General features: G+C 35.6%; 11 protein-coding genes and 1 pseudogene. 5 read left to right on the forward strand and 7 right to left on the reverse strand.

What is annotated here, in order from left to right:
* Positions 1-11 precede the first annotated feature (11 nt).
* Positions 12-812 carry a universal stress protein gene (locus tag D2V08_RS16925; RefSeq protein WP_119609609.1) on the forward strand — a complete coding sequence of 267 codons (801 nt, stop codon included), beginning with the start codon at positions 12-14 and terminating at the stop codon, positions 810-812.
* 405 nt (positions 813-1,217) lie between these two features.
* Here the strand turns inward: D2V08_RS16925 and D2V08_RS16930 are convergent, their stop codons facing one another.
* A complete protein-coding gene (locus D2V08_RS16930) occupies positions 1,218-2,402 on the reverse strand; it encodes a serine hydrolase domain-containing protein (protein WP_119609610.1) in 1,185 nt (394 codons plus the stop codon).
* A gap of 177 nt (positions 2,403-2,579) precedes the next feature.
* Here D2V08_RS16930 and D2V08_RS16935 point away from each other — a divergent pair, with 177 nt between their 5' ends.
* The 4 genes from D2V08_RS16935 (at position 2,580) to D2V08_RS16950 (ending at position 7,288) form a co-directional block, all read left to right on the forward strand.
* The gene (locus D2V08_RS16935; RefSeq protein WP_119609611.1) at positions 2,580-3,572 is read left to right on the forward strand and encodes a sensor histidine kinase; all 993 of its coding nucleotides are present in this window, start codon (positions 2,580-2,582) and stop codon (positions 3,570-3,572) included.
* Positions 3,573-3,575: 3 nt separating this feature from the next.
* Entirely contained in the window at positions 3,576-4,271 is a 696-nt protein-coding gene (locus D2V08_RS16940; protein WP_119609612.1) for a LytR/AlgR family response regulator transcription factor, read from the forward strand.
* A gap of 325 nt (positions 4,272-4,596) precedes the next feature.
* Complete coding sequence (locus tag D2V08_RS16945) at positions 4,597-5,769, forward strand: serine hydrolase domain-containing protein (protein ID WP_119609613.1); 1,173 nt, start codon at positions 4,597-4,599, stop codon at positions 5,767-5,769.
* Between the two features lie 301 nt (positions 5,770-6,070).
* Positions 6,071-7,288 carry an FG-GAP repeat domain-containing protein gene (locus tag D2V08_RS16950; RefSeq protein ID WP_119609614.1) on the forward strand — a complete coding sequence of 406 codons (1,218 nt, stop codon included), beginning with the start codon at positions 6,071-6,073 and terminating at the stop codon, positions 7,286-7,288.
* 56 nt (positions 7,289-7,344) lie between these two features.
* Here D2V08_RS16950 and D2V08_RS17915 read toward each other — a convergent pair.
* The 6 genes and pseudogenes from D2V08_RS17915 to D2V08_RS16980 all read right to left on the reverse strand — a co-directional run.
* Positions 7,345-7,446, reverse strand: a pseudogene (locus tag D2V08_RS17915) (hypothetical protein); the annotation flags it as partial.
* Positions 7,447-7,597: 151 nt separating this feature from the next.
* A complete protein-coding gene (locus D2V08_RS16960) occupies positions 7,598-8,500 on the reverse strand; it encodes an alpha/beta fold hydrolase (RefSeq protein ID WP_245980614.1) in 903 nt (300 codons plus the stop codon).
* 38 nt (positions 8,501-8,538) lie between these two features.
* Entirely contained in the window at positions 8,539-9,471 is a 933-nt protein-coding gene (locus D2V08_RS16965) for an NAD(P)-dependent alcohol dehydrogenase (protein WP_119609615.1), read from the reverse strand.
* A gap of 85 nt (positions 9,472-9,556) precedes the next feature.
* Positions 9,557-10,465 carry a TolB-like translocation protein gene (locus D2V08_RS16970; RefSeq protein ID WP_119609616.1) on the reverse strand — a complete coding sequence of 303 codons (909 nt, stop codon included), beginning with the start codon at positions 10,463-10,465 and terminating at the stop codon, positions 9,557-9,559.
* Positions 10,466-10,478: 13 nt separating this feature from the next.
* Complete coding sequence (locus D2V08_RS16975; protein WP_119609704.1) at positions 10,479-11,378, reverse strand: MBL fold metallo-hydrolase; 900 nt, start codon at positions 11,376-11,378, stop codon at positions 10,479-10,481.
* 164 nt (positions 11,379-11,542) lie between these two features.
* The gene (locus D2V08_RS16980) at positions 11,543-12,229 is read right to left on the reverse strand and encodes a DUF4386 domain-containing protein (RefSeq protein ID WP_119609617.1); all 687 of its coding nucleotides are present in this window, start codon (positions 12,227-12,229) and stop codon (positions 11,543-11,545) included.
* Positions 12,230-12,278: the final 49 nt, after the last annotated feature.

A 12,278-nucleotide genomic window follows, 5' to 3' on the forward strand; every position in this document is an offset into this window, starting at 1 on the left:
GATCTACACCTATGAAAGGGAACCAAAAAAAATATAACATCTCCGTATTGCTCGATATGTCCAAAAGCTCTGAGTTTGTCTTAAGCAGTGCGGTGGAATTGGCCAAACGAATTGATGGAGCCATTGAGGTTTTCCATGTAAAACCCACTACTAATATTATTAAAGGAGATAGCCAACTCTCAGCCATACGTACCTTGAACCAAGATGACCGTTCTACACGGGCAGAATTGAAGGACCTTATTTCCAATATGGGTGAAAAGGAAAACCTGCCCATAAGCTACAAACTGGAGTATGGTAATGTAAAAAATAGGGTTCGGGACTATTTGGCGCTTCAAAAACCGGATATTTTGGTATTAGGCAAACACAGGTCTAGTATGGGTGGTTTCTTTGAAAGCATCACGGATTTTGTCATTGACAATGTAAGCGACACCAATGTATTGATCCTTGGCGAGGATGATAAATTCCATTCATTTGAAGATATCAATCTGGGAATTTTTGGAGCTGGACTAGAAGACAATGATCTGGAGATACTACAGGATTTAAAACGAGATAGTGAAAAGCCAGTGCGTCATTTTGGTATTTCCGAGGAAGATGAATCCAAAAACCGCATATATCCCTGGAACAAAACAGTTTCTTATAAATTTAGCAAAGGTGCCAATGCGTTGGATGGTCTTGTAAACTATGTTTCCCGAACCAACACGCAGTTATTGTGCATACCCAAGAAAGGCGGTAAAAGTTTTATGTTTAGACCAAGCCCACTAAAAGAAGTTATCCGTAAAGTAAATATACCTTTAATGATTTTGGGTAAATAAGGTTATAAGAGGAGTATTTCGTTACTCCTGAAATATTCTATTTTACATAATGTAAATTATGATACAGATTCGTCTAATGTGTAAAACGGCGCATGCTTGCATTTGATATAATATCAGATATGATAGCCTTTAGGCTCATATCGACAACGATATTATGTAAAAAGAAATTCTGCTAATAAGTTCAGCGCTTCATCTCGCCTTCAAAATAAATTCTATAAACATTAGCAGTTTAATTCTCACCGCACCATCTCGCAGTCTCATAAAATTCATCTACTAGATAAATTTTAGTTGCTCGTATTTTTATACGAAATTATTCATCCCATATTTATTTTATTTTAAAGGAATGCATCAATACTTCGCATGTCTCAGTCATAATTACTGTTTGACACTATTGTTTTATGTGAATTATAATTTGGCAAAAGCAGGGATGACAACTTCAAAAATGGGTTTCATGATTTTATCATCATCTCGATCATAACCATTGATGATAATGGTTAAGTCAAGTTCTTCCACAACTATAACACGTTGTCCACCACCTCCCCAAGCAAGTGTGGCATCATAAGTTTTATTACCGACATTTACAGGTGTATAATACCAAAAGTATCCATAAAGATAATTCTTAGGCATCCAATCTATTGCAGGTCGAACAATGCTACTAGTGGCTTTTTCAAGATATGTGGCAGAAATAAATTGTTTCCCATTCAATTTTCCTTTGTTTTGCACCAAATGGCCAAATTTAATCATATCTCGAGGCATGATACTGGCACGCCATCCTGCTTCTGGTAATCCACTTACGTGTTTTGACCATTTATAATCAGTAATACCAAGTTTATCAAGGAACTCATTTTTAATGAAGTCCTCAACTGTTCCTGGTACAACGGCGTCAATAACCGTCATCACAATCATGGGATTGAAATTGCCATATAAATAGGTTTGAGACTCATCAGTAATTGGCGTGCTATATTCAAGTAGTGTCTGAACCAACCCTTGTCCTTTTAATCGAATAGAATCATTTTCAACCTCTTTCCATTTCTCACTATCGATAGTTAGTCCTCCATGCATTGTCAATGCTTTATGGAGAGTGATCTTTTCTGCTCCTCTGGTGAACTTTTTAGGATTCAGATCTTTGAGAAAGTGAATCAAAGGTTTGTTTAAATCTTCCATGGATAGGTATCCCAGTTGAATGGCCCTTCCCAAAACCAAACTGGTATATGCTTTCACTGCTGATGCTTGTCCATGAGGCAAATCGATACGTCCTTTTTTATAATAGGATTCAAAAACTAATCTGTTTTTATGCGAAATGAGCAACGCATCATAATTACCATATTTACCATCAAAAATCTCTTGAGAGACTTTTATAATTGCCTCTCTATCACTACTCTTTAGCTTTAATGCGCCAACTTTTATTCCATCATTTCTTTTCTCGGGAGTTGTATTTATATAGGGTTCTTTGAGATTTGGAATATCTCGAAACGACAGGGTTCTTTCTACTTCTGTAGCCTCAGCTGTTATTTTATTTTGCTGGGCAAAGCTTGCGTTAACAAGCATTAGTACCAGAAAAAATAGTCGAATATCTGTTTTAATTCTCATCGTTGTTTTTTATAATTTCCTGATAAAATTAGATTTTAAATGCTGCTGAAAATTGAAAACTGGACAAACAGAACAATTGAATGATGAAATCACTTTGTCATTGATAAATGTCTTTTATAAGAATTTATGGGAGTTTGAATTGAAGCGTAGTACTTTTAACAGTCTAACAAGGAGTTTATGATAAGCAAATCTTTAAGGGATACAATACTTATTAACCTAGGAGCCTTTGTTTTGGTGTTAATCCTAGAACTATTAAGCAACTGGATCATCAAAGACAAATTAGGACCCGATTATGGTTTTTTCTTGCATAGTCTAAAATATACCTTGTACATCATGGGTATTATTTGGATCAATCATTTTATGCTCATTCCTTTTTTCTTAGATAAGAAACGTTACTTTTCGTATGGAATATTACTGGTTGGCATCATACTGTTTGGAGGATATATAAAGGGAGGATTTAAGAACGATTGGGCACTACTTTCTAAACTGTCTTTCTTTTTTCTTTATACAACGGGAACGGGTATGGCAGCGTTTTTTTTAAGAAGAAATATGCGTATTCAAAGAAAGAATAATGAAAAAGAGAAATTGCAAAAAGATTTAGAAATCAACTATTTAAAGGAGCAAGTAAACCCACATTTTTTATTTAATACCCTAAATAATATTTATGCGCTTTCTAGACAGCAATCAACAGAAACTCCTAATGTTGTGATGCAGCTCTCGGAACTAATGCGGTATCAATTAGAGAGTGCTAAAAAAGAATTCGTTTTAGTCAAAGAAGAGTTAGAGTTTATTGAGAATTATTTATTGCTCGAAGAAAAAAGGCTCAACAAACGATGTGCGATTGAGTTTTCAATTGAAGGAGAACTATCGAACTATAAAATAGCACCAATGTTATTGATCCCTTTTGTTGAAAATGCCATTAAACATGGTGTTCAAACCACAAATGAACAAAGCAGCATTGATGTGGTTACTTTTATAAAAAACGCCGAGTTTCATTTTTGTGTTGTAAATACGAAGCCTAACAAGGTTGCGAAACTAAAAAGAAAAGGAATGGGACTAGAAAATGTGAGGAGGCGTTTAAATTTATTATATCCGAATGCTCATGTATTAGAAATCAATGAAATGGAAAATGAATATCAAGTAAATTTAACTATTAACATAACGGCATAAGGAATGATCAAAATTGGAATTGTAGATGATGAACCTTTGGCGCGTAAAGTGTTAGAGGAATATTGTTCAAAGGTTGACAACTTTGAAGTAGTATTAAGTTCGGGGAATTCGCTTGAGTTCGTAAATTTTATTCAGCAAAATGAAGTGGATCTCATTTTTCTTGATATAGAAATGCCAGAGCTCAATGGTATGGAAATTTTACGTTCTATGATACATCCCCCTAAAGTTATTTTAACTACAGCTTATTCTGAGTATGCTTTAGAAAGTTATAACTATGGTGTGGTAGATTATTTATTGAAACCTATAAAACTCGAACGCTTTTTGAAAGCAATCAGCAAGGTTTCTACTTCAAAAATAGCGGAACCTAAAGAAAATAAGAAAAAAGAAGAACTTCAAATAAAACATGATGGATTGCCCTTAAATGTTTCATTTGAATCAATTCAATACATCCAAAGTTTTGGAAATTATTTGAAAATTTTTACGGATTCTAGAATGTATCTCATATCTGAAACACTTATTAATATCACTACCTTATTACCTGAAAATTTTCAACGCACACATAAATCATACATTGCCAATTTAAATAGAATTACTAAAGCAACCAGAACACATTTGGTAATTGAAAATAATAAAGTGCCTGTTAGTACCATGTATAAGGTTATTGTTTTTGAAAAATTGAAAGTTTTAACAAAATTATAAACAGTTAATTTCCATTTCACACACATTACGCTTCCCTCCTATCGTCGGTCAGTTAATAAGTGTTGCATTACTTTTTTAAAAGGAAGCTTTTAGCTCAACTTTTCAGAAGGTTTGAGGAACCAAGCTTTGCTTTTCCAAAGCAAAGAAACATAACGCGAGAACATTATAGAACAGATGTATTGTTTAGTCAACAGCAGTGTTTTAACCATTTGATAATTATAATGTATTATCCTGTATACCAATGTGATAAATATCATGTGGCTTTTTGATGATAATTCATACAATGTCAAGATTAATGAATGATCAAAAATCATATAGCTAAAAGATGATGAATAGGTTTGGAAATTGTAACATACTAGTAAACCTTGCAATAATTGTTTGTCTGTTTCTATTTACGCAGTGCAGTACAAGTGATGATTCAATTATTATTGTTTCACAAAATGGCTATGATTGGCCCAGTAACGAAAGAACTTATTGGCCAACCGATGGTTGGATGACTGCCCCGTTGGAGGATTATAATATGAATTCTGAAAAAATGGCTATTGCCAATCAATTCGCTGAGAACGACCCTTTAGCTAGAGCTTTGTTAGTAGTAAAGGACGGATACTTGGTTTATGAAAATTATTATGGTGGTGGAGGTATTGATGAAAGCACCAACCTTTGGTCAGCTACTAAAAGCTATGCTTCGGCACTTGTTGGTTTACTTATGGATGACGCTATGATTGATTCGCCAGATGAATATATGGCGGATTTGATGCCTGCTTATCCTGAATTCAACAACATTAAATTACATCATGTACTCACAATGACAACGGGCTTGTCCTGGGCAGAAAGTGGTCCGCTTTGGATTGACTGGATTTTTTCTGATGATTGGGTAACAGAGGCTTTAGCACGTGGCCAGGTTACTGAACCGGGAACACGATTTTATTATAGCTCTGGAAACTCGCACTTTTTAACCGCCTTGGTAAAACATAAAACAGGCAAAAAACCGGGACTATTAGCCAAAGAGCGACTGTTTGAACCTATGGGAATGAACTTTGAAGTACTTGACGAAACACTTACTTACACAACCTGGCAAGAGTATATCGAACCCTTGCCTCAATCTTGGCGACAAGACCCAAATGGTATAGAATGTGCTAGTTTTTCTTTGTATTTAACAGCACGTGATATGGCCAAATTCGGATTTTTATACTTAAATAAAGGGCGTTGGGATACGGAGCAACTGATTTCTGAAACTTGGGTAGAGACCTCTACCAGAGATCATGAAACTAATATTTACGGACGATACAGCTATGGCTATCAATGGTATATTACCTTGGTTGGTGGCCATCCCGCATTTTTAGCCAGTGGCTTTGGAGGTCAGATTATTGGCGTGGTGCCGTCCTTGGATTTAGTCGTCGTTTTAAAATATGAAGCGGAAAACCCAGTACATCCTGAAAGTGGAACTGCCCACGATGACATGCATCTATTCGAATTAGTTGTTAAATCTGTTAATTAATTATTACATACATACCCCTTCCCTCCTACTGTCGACTCGTATAATAGGTGTTCCATTACCTTTTTAAAAGAATATTTTTAGGAGAAATTTTTCAGTATGTGCAGTACAAACTTTGCCAACGCATCATCTCGCTCAAAAAAGAAAAGGTCCATAAGGCCTTCACTTTTTATACCGGACCAATGCTCAAGTTACATAATGCAGAACATTAAAGTACAAGTGGTGGTCAGTAAAGTCTGATAGACTTTATAGATAGCCGAGGTGCAAATAACTTATATTAGTAGCGAATCTCTAAAAAATACCTATGTATAAGAACATTATACTGTTGCCCTTTGCCCTTGTTGTTTTACAGACCGGTCATGGTCAACAAAATGAAGGAAACCCTGCTGGTTCAACTACTTTCTACAAAGACGTTACAAAAACACATTTGCCTTACAAAGACCTACAATTGCTCAGCATGGATGCCGGAATCGCTGATTTGGACCACGATGGGGACATGGATATTTTGATTGCCAATGAGCACAGGCCCAACATTCTGCTCGTTAACAATGGAAAAGGAAGCTTCACTAACGAGAGTGCATTGCGGATACCACAGGTTGCCCACGATAGTGAGGATATTGGTATTGCCGACTTTGATTTGGATGGCGACCTGGACATCATCGTGGTCAGTGAGGATGATAAGACCAATGAGCTCTACTTGAACAATGGCGATGGCACTTTTAGGGATGGTGGGGACAGGATTCCAGTGACCGGAACTTCCAATTCCGTAGTGGTTTTTGATATCAATGCCGATGGTACCCCCGATGTTTTGATCGGAAACAATGGCCAGAACAATATCCTGATCAATGACGGAACGGGCCATTTTAAAGATGAGACCCTCGAACGGTTTGGTGCATTTATGGATGTAACACAAGACCTTACCCTTGCCGATGTGGACAACGACGGGGACCAAGATGTACTCGTGGGCAATGAGGATGCCAATAGAATATTGATCAATACCGGAAATGGTTTTTTTGAAGATCAATCTTCCGATAGGCTCCCCTACCGCAGTGAACCCGAGGAAACCCGCGAAGTAGATGTAGCGGATATTGATGGAGATGGTGATCTGGACATTCTATACGGCAATGTTCAGGCTTTTGTGGATAACGCCCTGAGGCAAAACCGATTGTTATTGAACGACGGAAAAGGCTTTTTCACGGATATTACCGCTTCCCATTTACCCAAAGACAACAATCGTTGTTTTGGAGTGGCCTTTTTGGACATCGACCGTGATGGTAATCCGGATATCATGACCGGAAATACAAACGGGGCCCAATTTGGCGGCAACACACCATACAGCGTTTATCTTAACGATGGTGAAGGAAAGTTCATAGAAGCAACTGACGAGATTATTCCAGAGGGCATTGGCGGAAGAGGTTTTGATATCGATTTTGTGGATCTGAACGGCGATGGCTTAAACGATCTTTTCTTAAGCAATCGTGGCTCACAGGATTTTCTGCTTTTGGGCCAACCCTCCAACTAGCGCAAAAAACGGAAGACCCAATAGGCCCTTTCGTCCATAAATCATTTTTATTAATTTTAATTTTTCTCTTCTATTTTCTTAATCATATTTTGCGCTGACTCCATGTAAGGATCCATGGCGAGTGCCTTTTGATAATGTTCTAAGGCCTTTTCATTATCGCCAAGTTTAAAATAAGCTTCTCCAAGACTATCCCAAAGATTAGCATCTTCCTGAAATAGTTTAACATTAAGTTGGAAAAATTTTAGGAAGTGCTGTACAAACTTTCGTTTTTATCCAAATCGAAGGTTCATGAGCACCGTTCTTTATGTTTTAATACAAAACTTCACTTTGTAACACGAAGTCCTCAATCATTTTAAAATTTTTAGTACTCGGAACGTGTTTCGAATCTTCCAATAAGACTATTTCATTTAGTGATGGGAAAATTCGTTTTGCTCTTTTTATCATTTTTCTGCCTGGAAACATGATATCTTTTTCAGCAGCGAAAATGGTAATTGGTGTTTTTATTCTATTTCCATCATTTTTGGACATTATCGGTAACGGAGAAAAATCCATATTACAGTTTTGAAAAGTAGTTGCCATAAATGTTAACCCAAAATCATCATATTCTGAAAACAGTGTTTGCATTACTTTTTTTATATGCTTTTGTTTTCCTTTTTTAATAAAGCTTTTTAAGGGTACAAAGACATTCAGTATGTTTTTAATTGGATTTCCATTTACAATATAGACTGGAGCAATTAAAAAAACGTGTTTTACTAGTGTTTCGTTAAATTCTAAGGTCTTTAGAGAGATAAAACCACCAAAAGAAAATCCAACTAAAGTAACCTCCTTTATTCCCAGTATATGGATAACTTCAGTCAACCATTTTCCATAATCCAACGACTTCATGTCTAATCGATTCTCAGCACTTTTGTTAGGTTGCGCGAGAACGTCAATGGCATAAACACAATATGTTGTAGATAAATTAGGGAATGATTCTAAAATTAAAGGTGCGCAACCTCCTGTGCCATGAATTAGGAGTAGAGGTGGATTTTTTGTGTTGCCAGTTATAATAATATTTGTAGCCCCAAACTTGGTTACTAACAATTTTTCGGAATATTCAATATTCAGCTCATTTAACTTTTGATTGTAAAGGGTTATGATTTTTTCTTTTCCTTCTTTTGATTTGAAAAACATGTACTGTTCGTTTTTTGATGCTTCGACTGGGCTCAGCACGAGTTGATGATTTATAAATTGAGAAAATCCATAGCCAGCTAAATAGTGATCACCACATTTCCTCTTTTATGCCCCATCTCCACATATTTGTGCGCTTCGGCAATTTTTTCTAAAGGATATATGCTATCAATAACAGGGGTAATCTTCTCTTGTTCTGCTAACCTTTTTAAATTAAAAAAAGCTTCTTTTGGCGTTAATGGAGTCCCATGATCGATGGATATATATTTGCCATTCGAAGTCAATGCTTTTTTGCTCTTTTCTTTTAGTGTCGATGATTTCGAATTGCCTACAGCATCAATCACATATTTATATGTTTCTAATTGTGCTTCAGCATTTTCTATGGTGTAATCAATCACCTTAACACTACCTAAAGAGGTTACTAATTCGAAATTTCTACCACTGCATACACTAGTAACATGAGCACCCCTATGCTTGGCCAATTGTATCGCCATTGTGCCTATACTTCCTGACGCTCCATAGATTAAAACTTTGTCGCCCTTGTTTATACTCGTCTTTTTTAATAAATGGGACGCAAGTAAACCACCATAAGGAATCGCTGCAGCTTCCTCAAAACTAAGATTCACAGGTTTTAGTGCCAGATTCCAATCTTCCGGCAAACAAATATATTCTGCATAAGAACCGAAACGACGTTTGGTAGGTGATATAGAACCATAAGCAAAAACCTCATCCCCGGTTTCAAACAATGTTACATCTTTACCTTTACGCTCAACAATACCAGCTGTTACCATCCCCAACACAGGGTTTCTTGGACGACCAAAACCAAATATGAGTTGAAGTATAAACCTGGGGATCAAAGGCTCGTTCAATCTCCGAATAAGAACATCGCTTGTAGTTACTGAAGTAGCACGTATCTTTATAAGTACTTCATTATCTTTTGCCGATGGTTTTTTAACATTACTTAGCACCAAGTTTTCTACATCGCCATACTTTAGACATTCTATTGCTTTCATAATTGTTTTTGTTAACAGCAAAGTTGGTTAAAATGCGGGTTACAAAAGTTCGTATTTTGAAATTGGAACAAACCTTTCCTTTTCATTATTCCTTTTTAAGAGCATAGATAACTTTTGCATCTACCCAAAAAATATCTACATTTTCAAAATCGTCTGAACCTATATTTCTACTAAAGAAAAGGTATTTACCATCTGGCGTTATACTTGCTGAAGCTTCCCAAGCGTTAGTATTTATTTTATCTCCCAAATTAATTCCATCACCCCAAGTGCCATCTTTTTGTTTAAAACTGATATAAATATCAAATTCACCAAAACCATCTTCCCTTTCAGCATCAAATAATAAATACGACTCATCTGGAGCTATAAAAGGATGGCTTAAAAAAGTTCCTGTATTTATTGCTTTGGGTAATGCCTTGGGCTCTTCATGTTTACCGTTTATTACACGTGAATAGCGAATTGGAAACGTTGGATCGTTTTCTTTATAGGTGTCAAAATAGTATGTGCCGTTTGCAGAGGAAGAAAGTCTCATTATATACATAGAATCATTACTTACAGTAGGAGGTTCTAGTTTTTGTAATTCAGACCATCCAGATTCCGTTCTTTTTAGATAATTGTCCCCTAAATGCATGGTTTGTCCATCTGGGGATATTACTGGTCTTCCTATCCATGGAGAAGCTATTTCTGATTTTTCCCATTTCCTATTTGTTTCATTGTATTTGTATTCATAAAAAGCTGATTTTTTATTTTCCTCACCTCTTCTAATAAAATAAAAGGCCTTCATATCTTTAGAAAATGCACCATCATATTCATAAATTTCTGTAGAAATTAATCCAGGCGCAAAAGGAATTGGAGTTAATCCTGGTGGTTTCTGACCAAGATATGGGTTTTCTATGGTCAAAGTATCATTTTCTTTTGTATTGGCATTTTCTGTTTTACAAGCACTTAAAAACATTAAAGCCAACAACACTGAGAATTTAATTATTGGGTTTTTCATTTCTTAGTATGTTTTAATTGACTGGATATATTATGAAACTATCATGAATTTTTTTTGTCGGTGTATCTCCTAATTTTGTAAGAGCTCGTGAAAGTTCTTTTAATGTGAACACACTTAACGGAAGTTGGTGTTCTTTAGGCTGGTAAATACTTCCCATGGGGTAATCAATTCCAGCAGTTTGAGTCATTTCAATGTGATTTCCAAGTATGGTTGAAACCTCATTAATGTCGGTGAATTTTACAAGTCTTTCAATACTCATTTGAAAAGCAATCCAATCATTTATGTATAGTCTACCAGGATAAAAGGTGTCTCCAGTCAAGAGAATTTTCGTCGAAGTATCATAAACCGCAATTGAAGAAGCTTGGTGTCCAGGAATTGGTATTATCTTCATCATGCGATTTCCTAAATCATAATCTGCAACTTCTTCGGGCCAGTTTGCTATCTTAAAAAAATCTTGTACATCGTTAACCTCAAGACCGATTACAGAAGTGTTCGGTTTTCCTTTGAATTGTCCATCGCCAGCATAGTGGTCTCCATGCTTATGAGTATGAGCAACTATTAATTCAACTTCTCCATTCTTTTTAGACCATTCGTTAATAATTTTATTTACAGTTTCATAAAGAGGAAAAATGTCATCTTCTTGAGTAGCTCCAGTATCCATTAATAGCGCTTTGTTTTCTCCAAAAAACAGAAACATAAAAGGTGCTTCGTAATTTGTACACTTGTTTTGACGTAAAATGTAAGTATTGCTATTGTACTTAACGACCTGAATTGGTGGGTCAATATTATCTTCACAGTTTTCGGAACCATGAATCCAATTTTGAACATTTAAATCAACAGTTTCTTCGATTGATGGTTGGCATGACAAAATCAAAATTAGTATTGATAGTAAGATTGTGATTTTTGTTTTCATATGTTGGTCCATATTGGCTTTAACGATTTCGGCTATGAGTAGTTTCGCGGATAAGCACTTAACGTTGCAAGTATAAACCAAACTGAAAATCCGTGAGGATTTTCAGAAGTAGGAGAGAAAAGCAATTACTTATATCCACTGTTGTGTTCCGTTTTAATTTAATTTTACTCGTTACTAGGTCTTATGCCAAAAATTAGTAAATAACCTATCATCCAAAATTCTCCAATGGTTGCGGGTAGAGTAAGAAATCTATTGAAGCTAAAATCAATTCCTGCGTAGTGTATAACTGTAGAAATTAGATAGCCTATACCACCTAAAATAATTATTCTTCCTAACCAGACAGGCAACCTTTTAGATTTGATAACTATGTATCCCATTGGAAATAGCCATAACCCGAAAAATAGGCCACCAATACCCCAAGCATTCGAAATAATATTTTGAAAAACCTGAATTAGTAAAACTTTGTCTTCCATAGCACTTATTTCAGAATTTGCAATACCTATTACTGAGGCGATTGAAATTGCACTTATCATAATGGCTAAAGCATTTACCATTCCCCATATACCTAGAGTCCAAGCTTCCCATTCATAATTATCTTTAAATAATTTGAAAAACCAAACTGCGGTAAGAGCCTGAGAAATTACTATACCAAATTCTAATAGCAATCGAATTCTTGCTGTAGATTCTAATTCTACTAAATTTGTTAGCGTTTGTTCAGGATTACCAGACACAAATATTTGAGAATGAAAAACCATAAACCCTAGAATTCCTGTAATAGCCATCATTAAATACCATAAGCCAGTTATTCTAGCGGTCTTAATTAAATTTTTCTGTTCTGTATTTGCAATCATAGATTATTTATTTTTATTATTTTATACTAATTCTGACTCTGTAAAAGGG

This window comes from Flagellimonas lutimaris, assembly GCF_003581615.1.
Lineage (GTDB): Bacteria > Bacteroidota > Bacteroidia > Flavobacteriales > Flavobacteriaceae > Flagellimonas > Flagellimonas lutimaris.

Coding starts and splice junctions, on each gene's coding strand:
- D2V08_RS16950 (WP_119609614.1), top strand. CDS start 6,071: ATGTATAAGAACATTATACTGTTGCCCTTTGCCCTTGTTGTTTTACAG.
- D2V08_RS16930 (WP_119609610.1), bottom strand. CDS start 2,402: ATGAGAATTAAAACAGATATTCGACTATTTTTTCTGGTACTAATGCTT.
- D2V08_RS16925 (WP_119609609.1), top strand. CDS start 12: ATGAAAGGGAACCAAAAAAAATATAACATCTCCGTATTGCTCGATATG.
- D2V08_RS16945 (WP_119609613.1), top strand. CDS start 4,597: ATGATGAATAGGTTTGGAAATTGTAACATACTAGTAAACCTTGCAATA.
- D2V08_RS16935 (WP_119609611.1), top strand. CDS start 2,580: ATGATAAGCAAATCTTTAAGGGATACAATACTTATTAACCTAGGAGCC.
- D2V08_RS16965 (WP_119609615.1), bottom strand. CDS start 9,471: ATGAAAGCAATAGAATGTCTAAAGTATGGCGATGTAGAAAACTTGGTG.
- D2V08_RS16970 (WP_119609616.1), bottom strand. CDS start 10,465: ATGAAAAACCCAATAATTAAATTCTCAGTGTTGTTGGCTTTAATGTTT.
- D2V08_RS16980 (WP_119609617.1), bottom strand. CDS start 12,229: ATGATTGCAAATACAGAACAGAAAAATTTAATTAAGACCGCTAGAATA.
- D2V08_RS16975 (WP_119609704.1), bottom strand. CDS start 11,378: ATGAAAACAAAAATCACAATCTTACTATCAATACTAATTTTGATTTTG.
- D2V08_RS16940 (WP_119609612.1), top strand. CDS start 3,576: ATGATCAAAATTGGAATTGTAGATGATGAACCTTTGGCGCGTAAAGTG.